Source organism: Ruegeria sp. O4 (genome assembly GCF_056535125.1).
In genome coordinates, this window is the sequence record NZ_JBQERO010000001.1 from 192,428 (window position 1) to 207,346 (window position 14,919).

Below are 14,919 nucleotides of genomic sequence, written 5' to 3' on the forward strand. Positions count from 1 at the left end.
TGTTCCCGGCACGCCTTGCAGTCCGCCAAACCTCGGTTCATTCTGATTGGTGATACATGGCGGTAAGGTTGAAAATGGGCGATGAGGCCCCACCTTTATCGTCCAAGACAGGAGACGGTCAAATGTTGCCTCGATGAGGGACAAGTACCGTCTTGCCAACGATAAGGATAGAGCATGCAAGAGCCTCTGAATTCCTCCTACCCCGTCCTGCCGCTGCGCGATATTGTGGTGTTCCCACATATGATCGTTCCGCTTTTCGTAGGCCGTGACAAATCGGTCCGCGCGCTGGAAGAGGTGATGCAGGACGACAAGCAAATTTTGTTGTCCAGCCAGGTCGATCCCGGCGTTGACGACCCTGATGAAGAAGGCATCTACCGCACCGGCGTTCTGGCAAATGTGCTGCAACTGCTGAAGCTGCCCGATGGCACGGTAAAAGTGCTGGTCGAAGGGCAGGCGCGCGTTCAGATCACCGAGTTTCTGGAGAACGAAGAGTTCTTCGAAGCCCGCGCGGAATACCTGACCGAAATTCCCGGCGACGTCACCACGACCGAAGCACTGTTGCGCACTGTCGCGGACGAGTTCGAGCGTTACGCCAAAGTGCGCAAGAACATCCCCGAAGAGGCACTGACCGCAGTGGGCGATACAACCGAGCCTGCGAAGCTGGCCGACCTTGTGTCGGGGCATCTGGGCATCGAAGTCGAACAAAAGCAGGAGCTTCTGGAAACTCTCAGCGTCAGCGAGCGGCTTGAGAAGGTCTATGGCCTGATGCAGGGCGAGATGTCTGTTCTGCAGGTCGAGAAGAAGATCAAGACCCGCGTCAAATCCCAGATGGAGAAGACGCAGCGTGAATATTATCTGAATGAGCAGATGAAGGCCATTCAGAAGGAACTTGGCGATGGTGAGGACGGCAGCAACGAAGTTGCTGAACTGGAAGCCAAAATTGCCGAGACCAAGCTGTCGAAAGAAGCGCGGGAAAAGGCCGAGGGTGAGCTTAAGAAGCTCAAGAACATGTCGCCCATGTCGGCCGAAGCCACAGTCGTGCGCAACTATCTGGATTGGATTCTTGCTCTGCCTTGGGGCACCAAGTCCCGTGTCAAAAAGGATCTGGGCCGCGCGCAGGAGATTCTGGACGCCGACCATTATGGGCTTGAGAAGGTCAAGGAACGGATCGTTGAATACCTTGCGGTTCAGCAGCGCTCGAAAAAGTTGAAAGGGCCGATTTTGTGCCTTGTCGGCCCTCCGGGCGTGGGCAAGACCTCGCTGGGTAAGTCGGTTGCGAAGGCAACCGGGCGCGAGTTCATTCGCATCTCATTGGGTGGTGTACGTGACGAATCCGAAATCCGGGGCCATCGTCGGACTTACATTGGCTCGATGCCCGGCAAGATCATCCAGGCGCTGAAGAAGGCGAAAACCACGAATCCGCTGATTTTGTTGGATGAAATCGACAAGATGGGGCAGGATTTTCGGGGTGATCCGGCATCGGCAATGCTTGAGGTGCTGGACCCGGAGCAGAACAACACGTTCATGGACCATTATCTTGAGGTTGAATATGACCTGTCCAACGTGATGTTCCTGACCACGTCGAACAGCTACAACATGCCTGGGCCTTTGCTTGACCGGATGGAGATCATCCCGTTGGCCGGTTACACCGAGGACGAAAAGCGCGAGATCGCCAAGCAGCACCTGATCAGCAAACAGGTCAAGAACCATGGTTTGAAAGCCAAGGAGTTCGAGCTGACCGACGAAGCACTGCAGAAGATCATCCGCACCTATACCCGCGAGGCGGGCGTACGGAACCTTGAACGTGAAATCGCCAAGGTTGCGCGCAAGTCGCTGACCAAGATCATCAAGAAGGACGCGGAAACCGTTAAGGTCACACCCGAAAACCTGCAAGATTTCCTGGGTGTGCCGAAATTCCGTTATGGCCTGGCCGAGCAGGACGATCAGGTTGGTGTTGTCACCGGTCTTGCCTGGACGTCAGTGGGTGGCGACCTGTTGCATATCGAAGCGTTGAAACTGCCCGGCAAAGGGCGGATGAAGACGACCGGTAAGCTGGGCGATGTGATGAAGGAATCCATCGACGCCGCTTCGTCCTATGTGCGTTCGATTTCACCTCAGATCGGGGTAAAGCCGCCGCAGTTTGACAAGATCGACATTCACGTTCACGTGCCGGATGGCGCGACACCCAAGGATGGCCCATCGGCTGGTCTGGCCATGGTCACGTCGATTGTCTCGGTTCTGACCGGTATTCCGGTTCGGAAAGACATTGCTATGACCGGCGAAGTCTCACTGCGCGGGAATGCGATGCCGATTGGTGGTTTGAAAGAAAAACTGCTGGCCGCGTTGCGTGGTGGGATAAAGACCGTTTTGATCCCGGAAGAGAATGAAAAGGATCTGGCGGATATCCCGGACAACGTCAAAGAAGGGCTGAAGATCATCCCGGTCAAACATGTCTCGGAAGTTCTGGAACATGCTTTGGTGCGTAAACCGGAACCGATCGAATGGGACGAAGCCGCGGAAGAGGCCGCAGCAGCGGCTGCCGCGTCGCCCGGTAATACCGGACCTTCCGCGACCGCGCATTAAGTCTTTGGTGGGTCAACAAAAGGCGAAGCAATAGCTTCGCCTTTTTTGTTGAGGGATGTAGTGAAGACCGCACCATGCAGCGCCAAGACGCTGCATGAAACCAGCGTTTCATTTTGGGCATCGGTGTGCTCTGGAAAATGGTGGGTGATAACGGATTTGAACCGCTGACATCTTCGATGTGAACGAAGCGCTCTACCACTGAGCTAATCACCCATGGGACGGGGTGATATCTTTCCCGAAGGTTGGCTGCAAGGGAAATAGAACCTGCGGCATCCGCAAAAAATCGCGCCGTATACAAAATTCTGGAATCTGACAAAAAACTTGAAAACGCCGCTTGACGCTGCCCGAGCGTAGCCATAATACACCCAAACGTTCAGCAATGAACATGCAGCGGGCGGTTGTAGCTCAGTTGGTTAGAGTACCGGCCTGTCACGCCGGGGGTCGCGGGTTCGAGCCCCGTCAACCGCGCCACCGCTGCCAACCTTGGTCCAGGCAAAAGGCCACGAAAATAGATGCGCGGTTGTAGCTCAGTTGGTTAGAGTACCGGCCTGTCACGCCGGGGGTCGCGGGTTCGAGCCCCGTCAACCGCGCCATTTTCATCCTCAAGCAGATCAACGGTTGCGCCTTTACGGGCACCTTTTCCAATCCATTGATCATTGCAGGTTCTAATCGGCGAAATTTCGACTGTTCACTAAATGTTCTAACTTTTCTGTTGGAGTCTTGGTCTGGCTCGCCTATCTCTTAACCACTTGTTTGTTGGGGGCCGCATATGGCTGAGCTGAAGAATATCGAGGTGCGCGGCGCGCGCGAACATAACCTCAAAGGTATAGACGTTGATATCCCTCGGGATCAGTTGGTGGTCATCACCGGACTGTCGGGTTCGGGGAAGTCCTCATTGGCGTTTGACACCATCTATGCAGAAGGCCAGCGCCGGTATGTCGAAAGCCTTTCGGCCTATGCCCGGCAATTCCTGGATATGATGGAAAAGCCGGATGTCGACCATATCAGCGGCCTGTCTCCGGCAATTTCGATTGAACAAAAGACGACGTCCAAGAACCCGCGTTCAACTGTGGGCACGGTAACCGAAATCTATGACTATCTGCGTCTGTTGTTTGCGCGCGCCGGAACGCCCTACAGCCCGGCCACCGGGCAGCCGATTGAGGCGCAGCAAGTGCAGGACATGGTCGACCGGATCATGGCAATGGAAGACGGCACACGCGGCTATCTTCTGGCCCCCATCGTGCGCGACCGGAAGGGTGAGTACAAAAAAGAATTCCTGGAGCTGCGCAAACAGGGTTTCCAGCGCGTCAAGGTGGACGGAGAGTTTTACGAACTTGATCAACCGCCTGTATTGGATAAGAAATTCCGTCACGATATCGATGTGGTTGTTGATAGACTGGTTGTACGGGAAGGAATGGAAACGCGCCTGGCCGACAGCTTGCGCACCGCTCTGGACTTGGCGGACGGGATTGCCATATTGGAAACTGCCCCGCGCGAGGGTGATCCGGAACGCATCACATTCAGTGAGAATTTTGCCTGCCCGGTCAGCGGTTTCACCATTCCCGAAATCGAACCACGCCTGTTTTCGTTCAACGCGCCATTCGGTGCCTGCCCGGATTGTGACGGTCTTGGGGTCGAGTTGTTTTTCGATGAACGCTTGGTGGTGCCGGACCAGACTCTGAAACTCTACGATGGTGCTTTGGCCCCATGGCGAAAGGGCAAATCACCATATTTCCTGCAAACCATCGAGGCCATCGCGCGCCATTACGAGTTTGACAAGAACACGCCCTGGAAAGACCTGCCGAAAAATGTGCAGGAGGTCTTTCTGCGTGGGTCCGGGGATGATGAAATTCTGTTCCGGTACGACGAAGGCGGGCGCGTCTATCAAGTGACCCGCAGTTTTGAAGGCGTGATCCCGAATATGGAACGGCGGTACCGCGAAACTGACAGCGCGTGGATTCGTGAGGAATTTGAACGATATCAAAACAATCGCCCCTGCGGCGCCTGCGAAGGCTACAGGCTGCGGGCCGAAGCGCTGGCGGTTAAGATCGCCGGGCTGCATGTGGGGCAGGTGGTGCAGATGTCGATCCGTGAGGCTTTGGCGTGGATCGAAGATGCGCCCAACCACCTGAGCGCCCAGAAAAACGAAATTGCCCGCGCCATCCTCAAGGAAATTCGCGAGCGACTTGGTTTCCTGAATAACGTTGGTTTGGAATACCTTACGCTGTCCCGTTCAAGCGGAACGCTGTCAGGAGGCGAAAGCCAGCGTATTCGTCTGGCCAGTCAGATCGGCTCGGGGCTGACCGGGGTCCTCTATGTGCTGGATGAGCCTTCGATCGGACTGCATCAGCGTGACAATGACCGGCTTCTGGATACGCTCAAGAACCTGAGGGATCAGGGCAATACGGTGATCGTTGTAGAACATGACGAGGAAGCCATCCGCGAGGCTGACTATGTTTTCGACATCGGTCCGGGGGCAGGTGTGCATGGCGGTCAGGTGGTCAGTCACGGAACGCCTGCGGAAATCGCGGCAGATGCGGCCTCCATTACCGGGCAGTACCTGGCAGGAACGCGTGAAATCGCGGTTCCGGTGCAGCGTCGGAAGGGGAAGAAGCAGAAAGTCACGGTGGTCAAGGCCACGGGCAACAACCTGAAGAATGTCACAGCCGAATTCCCCTTGGGCAAATTTGTTTGTGTCACCGGTGTGTCGGGCGGGGGTAAATCCACCCTCACGATTGAGACATTGTTCAAAACCGCGTCAATGCGGCTGAACGGGGCACGTCAGACACCAGCACCCTGTGAAACCATCAAGGGGCTGGAGCACCTCGATAAGGTCATCGACATCGACCAGCGCCCCATTGGGCGAACGCCGCGTTCAAACCCGGCGACTTACACCGGGGCCTTTACCCCGATCCGAGATTGGTTTGCCGGTCTGCCCGAGGCTAAGGCACGCGGGTACAAACCCGGTCGCTTCAGCTTTAACGTCAAAGGCGGGCGGTGTGAGGCGTGTCAAGGTGACGGTGTCATCAAGATCGAGATGCACTTTCTGCCGGACGTCTATGTGACTTGCGAAACCTGCAAAGGCGCGCGGTATAACCGCGAAACGCTTGAGATCAAGTTCAAGGGTAAATCCATCGCGGATGTGCTTGATATGACAGTGGAAGATGCGCAGGAGTTCTTCAAGGCCGTGCCCTCAATCCGGGACAAGATGGACGCCCTTGCGCGTGTGGGTCTTGGCTATATCAAGGTGGGTCAACAAGCCACGACGTTGTCAGGTGGCGAGGCGCAGCGGGTGAAGCTGTCAAAGGAACTGTCGAAACGTTCAACCGGACGTACGCTCTATATTCTCGACGAACCGACAACAGGTCTGCATTTCGAAGATGTTCGCAAGCTGTTGGAAGTGCTGCACGAACTTGTCGATCAAGGCAATACGGTCGTAGTGATTGAACATAATCTGGACGTGGTTAAAACCGCGGATCATATCATCGACATTGGACCTGAAGGTGGTGATGGCGGTGGCGAAATTGTCGCCACCGGAACACCGGAAGACATAGCCGATGTTGAACGCAGCCACACCGGGCGATACCTGAAGCCGATGCTGAAAGGGGCGCGTGTCGCGGCGGAATAAGTGCCCAGACGCGGACTCAGTTCAGGATATCTGCGATCGCGCCGATCAGGTTCAATACTTTGCGTGTCTCGGGGTCGACCCGGTACACGTAGTCACCTGCACGGACATATGAGTAGTTTCGGTTCAACCCATAGCGATAAGGGTCATTGATCCAGCGGTAATCGTTGGTAATGAAGTCACCATCGCGATAGATTTTCTTTGCCTGACCCGGCGGCACACAGGGAACGGATTTCTTGGCCAGACCCGGAGGGCAATGCCCGGCCTTGTTTTTTGCAACCGCGGCAACCGGGGAAAGGGCCAAAGCCGCCAGAGTTGCCGTCGTTACCAAAAATCTCGTCATGTCGCCTTCCTTTGCGATTTGGCCAGCCGGGCCTTTTGTTCATGACTGCCTAGATGGTCGCTTGCCCAAGATCTGTCAAATCGTTGGGCAAGATGCCGCCAGTTGTCTTAGTCACGCCTGCGCTTTTCAAACCGTGGCAGCATGGCACTGAAATCGCGTCCCTTGCCATCTTCGTTCTCGACAAATTGCTCATAAAGCGCGGTGGCAACCTGACCCATTGGCGTATCTGCATCTGCACTCTCAGCCGCCTGCTGGCTGAGGCGCAGGTCCTTCAGCATCAGCTCAGCCGCGAATCCGGGGGCATACCCATTGTCCGCAGGGCTTTGCGGGCCGACACCGGGGGCAGGGCAATAGGCGTTCATTGTCCAGCTGTATCCGGACGACGTACTTACCACGTCAAACATCTTTTGCCGGTCCAAACCCAGTTTGTCGGCCAATGCGAAGGCTTCACAGGTTGCAATCATAGTGACACCAAGGATCATGTTATTGCAGATCTTGGCAGCTTGACCGGCACCGGCCTCACCACAGTGAACAGCTTTCTGCCCCATGATATCGAACAGGGGGGATGCCTTGGCAAACGCGGCCTCTGATCCGCCAGCCATGAAGGTCAGCGTGCCAGCCGCCGCACCTCCGATGCCGCCAGAAACTGGCGCGTCTACGGACAACAGTCCGGCACTGATGGCCTGATCCGCAACTGCCCGCGCGCTTTCCACATCAACTGTCGAGCAATCGATTAGCACGGCACCTTGTGCCATTGCAGGAATGATCTGATCCGCAACGGCCCTCAGAATCGCACCGTTTGGCAGCATCGTGATGACAGCATCGGCCGCTGCAACAGCTTCCGAAGCGGTTGCGGCTTGAGTAACCCCGTCAACCGTCACGCCTGCTGTATCAAAGCCAAGTACTTTATGACCGGCTTTTGCAAGATTGGCTGCCATTGGCGCGCCCATGTTTCCCAGTCCGATGAAACCGATTTGCATCTCTTAATCCTCTTCGAAAGTCAGGGCGTCCGCACCCAGGGGCTGAAGCATTTTCGACACGGTAACCAGAGGGACGTTCATGTCAGGAAACTGCCAGTTCGGGTTGCGATCCTTGTCGATGATCTGCGCGCGGATGCCTTCCAGAAAATCGCCATGCTCCATCGCGCGGTGGGTGAAACGATACTCCATCTCCAGAGCTCGGCGTATGGTCAGAGAAGGGGAGCGCAGGCGATGAAGAACCTCGATTGTGCAAGCCACGGAAAGCGGTGCGTTTTTCCTCAGCATGCCCAGAGTTTTCGCCGAAAACTCACTGTCGTCGCTGCGCAGACTGTTCAGAACGTCGCCAAGGGTTTCACCGGAAAAATGCTGATCGATTTGGGCCTGCAAGTTCGCCAATTCACCATCAGTCGGTGTATCGGCGTGGTCAGCCAACAGTTCAGCGTTTCCAGAGGCTTCGAGCAACTCGATCAGATCGGACCATTGTGATTGCGGGATGAAAAGGTCGGCAAACCCTGCATAGATCGCATCCGCAGGCCCCATCCGATAGCCCGTTGTTCCCAGAAACTCACCCGCGCGTCCAGGTGCAAGGGCCAGCATCAACGAGCCGCCGACATCCGGCACCAGTCCGATGGAGCATTCTGGCATGGCAATCTTTGCGCTTTCTCCCACAACTCGATGGCTGCCATGGCATCCGATGCCAACACCGCCGCCCATCGCGAATCCCTGAAGAAAGCTGATGACCGGTTTTGGATATTCGAAGATCAGGGCATTCAGACGGTATTCGTCACGCCAGAATATCTGACCGTAAGAAAAATCGCCCTTGGTTCCAGTTTCATAAAGTTCAGCAATATCACCGCCCGCGCAGAAGGCCTTTTCCCCTTCGGCGTCCAGGATGATCAGGTCAATCTCATCGTCCTCGCGCCAGTTGCGCAGCGCTGTGTCGATAGCCATGCACATGTCATATGTCATCGCGTTCAGCGCATGAGGACGGGTCAGGGTGATACGCCCGGCACGGCCTGTGGTGCGGATATCGATATCTGACATGGGTGCCTCAGCGATTGGCAAGCAATTGGCGTGATACAATCACACGCATGATCTCGTTCGTGCCTTCCAATATCTGGTGCACACGAAGATCACGCACAAGCTTTTCGATGCCGTAATCCGCAAGATAGCCATAACCGCCATGCAATTGCAGGCACTGGTCCACAACTTTCGATCCAGTCTCGGTAACGAACTTCTTGGCCATGGCGCAGAACTTCGTGGCATCCGGCGCGCCCTGATCCAGCTTCCAGGCTGCCTGCCGAAGGAACGTACGCGCGGCCTGCAATTCGATCTCCATATCCGCTAGACGGAATTGAAGGGCCTGAAACTGGTCGATGGACTGGCCAAAAGCCTTGCGTTCGGACATGTATTGCAGCGTCATATCCAGCCCGGCCTGAGCGGCCCCAAGCGAGCAGGCAGAAATGTTAAGCCGTCCGCCATCCAACCCCATCATCGCATATTTGAATCCGTCACCTTCCGTGCCCACAAGGTTTCCGGCCGGTATCTTGCAATCGTCGAACTGAACTTGCGCGGTGGGTTGGCTTTTCCAGCCCATCTTCTGCTCGAGCGCGCCAAAGCTGAGGCCGGGCGTGCCGTCTTCAACGTAAACGGTCGAAATTCCTTTGGGCCCGTCCTGGCCGGTACGCACCATACAGACGTAAGCGTCGGAATATCCGCCGCCTGAAATGAAGGCCTTTGTTCCGTTCAGCGTATAGCCTTCGTTGGTCCGTTCGGCGCGTGTTTTCAGCGCTGCCGCATCCGATCCAGAACCGGGCTCGGTCAGGCAATAACTCAACACAGTTTTCAAGCTCAGAACATCGGGCATGATGCGCGCCTTGAGGTCATCGTCTGCAAAGTTGTCGAGCATCTTGGCGCACATATTATGGATCGACAGGAACGCCGCGACCGACGGGCAGGCCATCGATAGGGCCTCAAAAACCAGAGTTGCATCCAGACGGGTCAGGTTTGACCCACCGCTGGCCTCGGACACGTAAAGGGCGCCGAAGCCAAGCTCTCCGATTTGGGGCCATAAGGTTTTGGGGATCGTTCCATCAGCCTCCCATTGCCGGGCAAAAGGGGCGATATGTTCCTGACCAAAGGCATGTGCCATGTCGAAAATGGCTGTTTGTTCCTCGCTGAGTGCGAAATCCATGGCGCTCCCTCCCATCGGCAATGAATTGAACAGTTGTTTATTTCTGAATTCTTACAGAAATTTTGCAGGCTCAACAATGGCTCTGGTCAGGGGACTGTTGTCGCCAGTGTCTAAAGATCCGCGTGGAACTCTTCGATCAGGTGGCGCACGACGGCCTTGCCAGGATCTTCCCCGCGCGCGGAAGCCTCGGCATGAACGCGGCGCTGGCGTGTGGCCGAGGTGCCGTTTTCGGCGATCTGCCGCAGGCGGGCCAGTTCCGACATTGTGCCCAGTGCCTCGGCGTCTTCGGCCAGCAATCCCATCAGATCACCGATCAGGTCGGACATGGGTTTGATCGAGCGATCGCCGAAATCGATCAATCCTTCGCCCACACCATATCGCTGCGCGCGCCAGCGGTTTTCACCTATCAGAAAGCGATCATATTGCCGCCAGCGCAAGTTGCGATCTTTCAAGCGGCACAACATTCTGGTCAACGCCTGAACAAGGGCGGCCAGTGAAAGCGTGTGTTCCAACCTTGGCTGGACATCCATAATCCGCGTTTCAAGCGTTGGAAAGCGATGCGAGGGGCGCAGGTCCCACCAGATCTTAGTGGTATCTTCGATGACCCCAAGTTCAATCAAAATACCCGTGGTGCGCTCATATTCGCCCCAGCTTGCAAAGACCGGTGGCAGACCGGTACGTGGCAGATTGTCAAAGACGGTCAGACGGTACGACGACAGGCCCGTATCCTCGCCGTTCCAGAAAGGCGAGGACGTTGACAACGCCAGAAGATGCGGCAGGAAGTAAGACAATTGCGGCATCAGATCAGAACGCAAGGCTCGGTCTTCGACCCCGACATGAACATGCATGCCGCAGATCAACATCCGGCGGGCCACGCCCCCAAGCGCGTGTTGCAGCGCATCATAGCGTTCCTTTCGGGTGTGATGCTGATCCTTCCAGTTCGCAAAAGGGTGGCACGACACGGCTATTGGTGACAGGTTATATTCCGCAGCCCGTTCCGATACACAGGAGCGCAGGCGTTTCAGGTCCTCGCGCGCCGAAGCAACGGTTGCATGCGGGCGGGTGCCGACTTCTATCTGACATTGCAGGAATTCGGGGCTGACCTGTCCTTCGAAATCATTCTGACAGGCTTCCATCAGCGCTTCGGGAGCTTCGGACAATTGGAGGCTGTCGCGGTCTACAAGAAGGTATTCTTCTTCGATCCCGATCGTGAATTCCTGCTGCATGGCGGCCCTCGCGGTAGTTATTTTGATCAGTGAATACGGAAATTTTCTTTTTGCCAAGGGTTTGCCCGGCTTGTCCTTGCAGAGGAACGACCACCAAAGGTATGGAATAACGCAGCAAAGACCACGGAGCCAGCGACTTGAAACCCAGAAAATTCCCGCAGATCAACGCCGCCCTGGATGAGCTGGGTGTGAAACTGGTCGACAAGGTCACCGAACAGGATGAGCGCGCGCGGCTGGAAGCTTTTGAGGCTGCCGGAGGTCTGACGCGCCCCGTCTATGCTTTGTCGCCGGGAATGGATGGGTTTGATATTTCGCAACTGGTCAGTGAATACGCCGCGCATAAGCATGCGCTGGACGCGCTGAAGGATCCTGAGCGCAATCAGACCGGCTATCGTGCTGGAAACGGCTATTACGACAGCCCCGACGCGGATGCCTTGTATCTGATGATCCGACGCTTTCAACCCCGGCGGGTGATTGAGGTTGGATGCGGAAACTCGACCAGAGTAACCCGGCAGGCGGTCATCGATGGCGGGTTTGACACCAACATTACGGCAATTGATCCGTATCCCCGCGCTGACATCGCCCAAGTTGTTGATCGGTTCGAGCAAAAACGGCTGGAAGAGGCCGACCCGGTACTGTTTTCAGAGCTGGAAGCCGGCGACGTCCTGTTTATCGACTCCAGCCATGTTGTGCGGATGAGCAACGACGTCGCACACTTGTTCTGCCGCATCATTCCGACACTGAAGCCCGGAGTGGTGATCCATGTGCACGATGTTTTTCTACCCTACGAATACCCCAAGCGGTTCTTCTATGACTGCCCGGGTTGGGGTGAGCAGTATATGCTGCACGCTTTGCTGCAATCTGGAGCGTATTCAATGCTTTGGCCGGGATATTACCTGCAACAAGATCGACCCGATGCTGTCGCCAATTTGCCCTTTTTGGCTGAAGGGCGCGCGCAAAGCATCTGGGTGCAGCTAAAAGAAAAGTGATCTCAGACTGATCCGGCGTGACGAAAGCCCCGTACCTCTTTCCATAACAAGCTGGAGAGGAGAAGACAGCCATGTTACGTCGTACTTTTATGGGCGCAGCCGCCGCATTTGCATTTGCCATGCCGCTCAAGGCGCAGGCAGCAGATATCGTTGATACCGCTGTAGCGGCCGGATCATTCAACACGTTGGTTGCCGCAGTTCAAGCTGCAGGTTTGGTAGATACCCTGAAAGGAAAAGGTCCATTCACCGTCTTTGCCCCAACAGACGAGGCGTTTGCTGCATTGCCCGAAGGCACGGTGGAAACGTTGTTGTTGCCGGAGAACAAAGATCAGCTCGTGTCGATCCTGACGTACCATGTTGTACCAGCCAAGGTGATGTCTGGCGACATCGCTGGCAAGCGCGCGAAGGTTCTGACTGTTCAGGGTGATCGGCTGAGCGTGAATGCCAAAAACGGCGTCAAAGTGAATGACGCCAAGGTCATACAGGCAGATATTGAAGCAAGCAATGGTGTGATCCACGTGGTCGACACTGTTATCCTGCCGGAATGATGCTCTGTTCCTGAAGAGTCAAAAGCCCCGGCGTATGACCGGGGCTTTTGCTTTTCTGAGCTGGTAGATCAGACCAAACGAACCTGTGTGCCAATCTGGACCAGCGGATACAGTTCCTCGACATGTTGGTTGTACAGGCCGATACAGCCAGACGAGCTCTGCCGGCCGATCTTGCGGGTATCATGCGTGCCATGAACCAGGTAAGCGGGCCAATCCAAATACATCGCGCGGGTGCCCAGTGGGTTTCCGGGATCACCGCCATCGATCCGAATGGGCAGGCTGGGGTCACGCTCGCGCATCGAGGCGGTTGGTGTCCAGCTTGGGAACTCGGTCTTGCGCACAACTTTTGTGTAGCCGCGTTTTGTAAGCTCTTCGCTCATGGGCACAGAGCTGGGGTACAGCTTATAAGTGCCATCCGGCGCCCAATAGTGAACCGCGCGGCTGGTAATGTCGGCCAACAGGCAACCTACGCCCAGCTCATCAAAATGGTCCTGCCAGTTTTGCTGCGAGAAGGACGACACATTGCGTCGGACCGGAAGCTGAGTGCTGATCGCGTCTTCTGTTTCCGGAAACGCGTCCGTGCTTTGTGCCCGAACAAGGGCAGGGGTTGCCATCAGGGATGCAGCGCCCAGCAGGGCGGAACGACGGGTTATTCGGGATTGGGCCAAGGTTGCCTCCGGTAAGTTCACTGCTCGCTGTGTATTTGGCGGCAAGATATTTCCATTGGTCGCAATTTTCCAGAGAGACGCACCTGAATTTCTTGTGAGCGTGGGGAATTTGAATGCTGTTCGGCGGAAAGATGCGAAAACCCGGCCCTGAATGGGGCCGGGTTCCATAATCTTGCAGGCTGAAATCAGTCCATGGCTTTGAAGTTGAACTCGCCACCTTCCTTGATGCCCGACGGCCAGCGTGCGGTCACTGTTTTGGTGCGGGTGTAGAACTTGAAGCTGTCCGGGCCATGCTGGTTCAGATCACCAAACATGGATTTTTTCCAGCCTCCGAAGGTGTGATAAGCCAGCGGAACGGGGATCGGAACGTTGATGCCCACCATGCCGATATTGATCCGGCTGGCAAAGTCGCGCGCTGTGTCACCGTCGCGGGTAAAGATCGCTGTGCCGTTTCCGTATTCGTGGTCCATCGCCAGGCCGATCGCCTCTTCGTAGGAACCTGCACGGACAGTCGACAGAACCGGGCCAAAGATCTCCTGTTTGTAGATGTCCATGTCCGGAGTGACGTGGTCAAACAGATGCGGGCCGACAAAGAAACCGTCCTCATAACCTTGCAGGCTGAAATCACGGTTATCGACGACCAGCTTAGCGCCTTGCTCGACACCCGAATTGATCAGGCCAAGGATACGCTCTTTTGCGGCGGCGGTTACTACAGGGCCCATGTCGACATCGTCACCAGCGGTGTAGGGGCCTACTTTCAGCTTTTCGACGCGCGGGATCAGCTTTTCGATCAGCTTGTCCGCGGTTTCTTCACCAACGGGAACCGCGACAGAGATTGCCATGCAGCGTTCGCCAGCTGCACCGAATCCGGCACCAACCAGCGCGTCGGCGGCCTGATCCAGATCGGCGTCGGGCATGACGATCATGTGGTTCTTGGCACCACCAAAACACTGGGCGCGTTTGCCGTTTGCTGTGGCACGGCTGTAGATATACTGAGCGATCGGGGTAGACCCCACAAAGCTGACGCCCTGAATGATCTCGCTGTCGAGAATGGTGTCTACCGCTTCCTTGTCGCCGTTCACGACCTGGAACACACCCTTGGGCAGACCGGCTTCGACGAACAGCTCGGCCAGCATCAGCGGAACCGAGGGGTCACGCTCGGACGGTTTCAGAACAACGGCGTTTCCGCAGGCCAGTGCAGGACCGACATGCCACAGGGGCATCATCGCAGGGAAGTTGAAGGGCATGATCGAACCCACGACACCCAGCGGTTGGCGCATGGAATACATGTCGATGCCGGGGCCTGCGCTGTCGGTGAACTCACCCTTCAGCATCTGTGGTGCACCGATGCAGTATTCGATCACCTCCAGACCTCGCTGCAAGTCGCCTTTGGCATCAGGGATGGTCTTGCCGTGCTCGCGGCTAAGTGCTTCGGCCAGCTTGTCCATGTCGCGGTTCATCAGGCCGACCATCGCCATCATGACACGTGCACGTTTCTGAGGGTTGGTTGCGCCCCATTCGGGCTGGGCAGCGGCTGCGGCCTCAATCGCCGCCGTGGTTTCCGCAGCACTTGCCATCGGGCACTTGTATTGAACTTCGCCCGTTGCCGGGTTGTAGACGTTGTCGAAACGACCGGATGTACCGGCGACCATTTCGCCGTTCAGGAAATGGGTCAGATCTTGCATCAATAACTCCTCCGATAGATTTGTGCGCACAATAGGCTTGCAGAAATCCCGCGAACAGAGGCAATATCTCAAAAGAGT

The 14,919-nt window shown here is 56.1% G+C and carries 11 protein-coding genes and 3 tRNA genes; 6 read left to right on the forward strand and 8 right to left on the reverse strand.

Translation table 11 applies throughout. The annotated features are described in order from the left end of the window. Nucleotides 1–174: 174 nt before the first annotated feature. Nucleotides 175–2,583: an endopeptidase La gene (lon, locus tag ACR0J7_RS00935; protein ID WP_480485761.1), complete on the forward strand. Its 2,409-nt coding sequence runs from the start codon at nt 175–177 to the stop codon at nt 2,581–2,583. Between the two features lie 138 nt (nt 2,584–2,721). Here the strand turns inward: lon and ACR0J7_RS00940 are convergent. Next, nucleotides 2,722–2,796 (reverse strand) — tRNA-Val (locus ACR0J7_RS00940). 181 nt (nt 2,797–2,977) lie between these two features. Here ACR0J7_RS00940 and ACR0J7_RS00945 point away from each other — a divergent pair. From ACR0J7_RS00945 to uvrA, 3 genes are all read left to right on the forward strand, one after another. Beyond that, nucleotides 2,978–3,054 (forward strand) — tRNA-Asp (locus ACR0J7_RS00945). A 45-nt stretch (nt 3,055–3,099) separates the two neighbouring features. Continuing rightward, nucleotides 3,100–3,176, forward strand: a tRNA-Asp gene (locus tag ACR0J7_RS00950). Between the two features lie 176 nt (nt 3,177–3,352). Further along, nucleotides 3,353–6,211 (forward strand): excinuclease ABC subunit UvrA, encoded by a 2,859-nt coding sequence (uvrA, locus tag ACR0J7_RS00955; protein WP_480564944.1) that lies wholly within the window; start codon nt 3,353–3,355, stop codon nt 6,209–6,211. A 16-nt stretch (nt 6,212–6,227) separates the two neighbouring features. Here uvrA and ACR0J7_RS00960 read toward each other — a convergent pair whose 3' ends face one another. From ACR0J7_RS00960 to ACR0J7_RS00980, 5 genes are all read right to left on the reverse strand, one after another. Continuing rightward, nucleotides 6,228–6,551, reverse strand: a complete 324-nt coding sequence (locus ACR0J7_RS00960) for a hypothetical protein (RefSeq protein ID WP_209504052.1) — start codon at nt 6,549–6,551, stop codon at nt 6,228–6,230. 107 nt (nt 6,552–6,658) lie between these two features. Then, nucleotides 6,659–7,531: a 3-hydroxyisobutyrate dehydrogenase gene (mmsB, locus tag ACR0J7_RS00965; protein ID WP_480564941.1), complete on the reverse strand. Its 873-nt coding sequence runs from the start codon at nt 7,529–7,531 to the stop codon at nt 6,659–6,661. A gap of 3 nt (nt 7,532–7,534) precedes the next feature. Next, nucleotides 7,535–8,575 carry a 3-hydroxyisobutyryl-CoA hydrolase gene (locus ACR0J7_RS00970; RefSeq protein ID WP_480913024.1) on the reverse strand — a complete coding sequence of 347 codons (1,041 nt, stop codon included), beginning with the start codon at nt 8,573–8,575 and terminating at the stop codon, nt 7,535–7,537. A 7-nt stretch (nt 8,576–8,582) separates the two neighbouring features. Next, nucleotides 8,583–9,725 carry an acyl-CoA dehydrogenase family protein gene (locus tag ACR0J7_RS00975; RefSeq protein WP_209596109.1) on the reverse strand — a complete coding sequence of 381 codons (1,143 nt, stop codon included), beginning with the start codon at nt 9,723–9,725 and terminating at the stop codon, nt 8,583–8,585. A gap of 110 nt (nt 9,726–9,835) precedes the next feature. Further along, complete coding sequence (locus tag ACR0J7_RS00980; protein ID WP_480485758.1) at nt 9,836–10,951, reverse strand: carboxylate-amine ligase; 1,116 nt, start codon at nt 10,949–10,951, stop codon at nt 9,836–9,838. 137 nt (nt 10,952–11,088) lie between these two features. On the opposite strand from ACR0J7_RS00980, the gene ACR0J7_RS00985 reads away from it, so the two are divergent. Both ACR0J7_RS00985 and ACR0J7_RS00990 read left to right on the forward strand, forming a co-directional pair. Further along, on the forward strand, nt 11,089–11,940 hold the full coding sequence (locus ACR0J7_RS00985) for a class I SAM-dependent methyltransferase (protein WP_480913026.1): 852 nt from the start codon (nt 11,089–11,091) through the stop codon (nt 11,938–11,940). 71 nt (nt 11,941–12,011) lie between these two features. Beyond that, nucleotides 12,012–12,488, forward strand: a complete 477-nt coding sequence (locus ACR0J7_RS00990) for a fasciclin domain-containing protein (protein ID WP_209504046.1) — start codon at nt 12,012–12,014, stop codon at nt 12,486–12,488. A gap of 68 nt (nt 12,489–12,556) precedes the next feature. On the opposite strand, the gene ACR0J7_RS00995 is transcribed toward ACR0J7_RS00990, so the two are convergent. Continuing rightward, nucleotides 12,557–13,102 carry a L,D-transpeptidase gene (locus tag ACR0J7_RS00995; protein WP_480565273.1) on the reverse strand — a complete coding sequence of 182 codons (546 nt, stop codon included), beginning with the start codon at nt 13,100–13,102 and terminating at the stop codon, nt 12,557–12,559. A 239-nt stretch (nt 13,103–13,341) separates the two neighbouring features. Next, on the reverse strand, nt 13,342–14,841 hold the full coding sequence (locus ACR0J7_RS01000; protein WP_209596112.1) for a CoA-acylating methylmalonate-semialdehyde dehydrogenase: 1,500 nt from the start codon (nt 14,839–14,841) through the stop codon (nt 13,342–13,344). Nucleotides 14,842–14,919: the final 78 nt, after the last annotated feature.

Excerpts from the sequence above, each read along its gene's own strand:
- lon (WP_480485761.1), top strand. The coding sequence starts at position 175 with ATGCAAGAGCCTCTGAATTCCTCCTACCCCGTCCTGCCGCTGCGCGAT.
- uvrA (WP_480564944.1), top strand. The coding sequence starts at position 3,353 with ATGGCTGAGCTGAAGAATATCGAGGTGCGCGGCGCGCGCGAACATAAC.
- ACR0J7_RS00960 (WP_209504052.1), bottom strand. The coding sequence starts at position 6,551 with ATGACGAGATTTTTGGTAACGACGGCAACTCTGGCGGCTTTGGCCCTT.
- mmsB (WP_480564941.1), bottom strand. The coding sequence starts at position 7,531 with ATGCAAATCGGTTTCATCGGACTGGGAAACATGGGCGCGCCAATGGCA.
- ACR0J7_RS00970 (WP_480913024.1), bottom strand. The coding sequence starts at position 8,575 with ATGTCAGATATCGATATCCGCACCACAGGCCGTGCCGGGCGTATCACC.
- ACR0J7_RS00975 (WP_209596109.1), bottom strand. The coding sequence starts at position 9,725 with ATGGATTTCGCACTCAGCGAGGAACAAACAGCCATTTTCGACATGGCA.
- ACR0J7_RS00980 (WP_480485758.1), bottom strand. The coding sequence starts at position 10,951 with ATGCAGCAGGAATTCACGATCGGGATCGAAGAAGAATACCTTCTTGTA.
- ACR0J7_RS00990 (WP_209504046.1), top strand. The coding sequence starts at position 12,012 with ATGTTACGTCGTACTTTTATGGGCGCAGCCGCCGCATTTGCATTTGCC.
- ACR0J7_RS00995 (WP_480565273.1), bottom strand. The coding sequence starts at position 13,102 with ATGGCAACCCCTGCCCTTGTTCGGGCACAAAGCACGGACGCGTTTCCG.
- ACR0J7_RS01000 (WP_209596112.1), bottom strand. The coding sequence starts at position 14,841 with ATGCAAGATCTGACCCATTTCCTGAACGGCGAAATGGTCGCCGGTACA.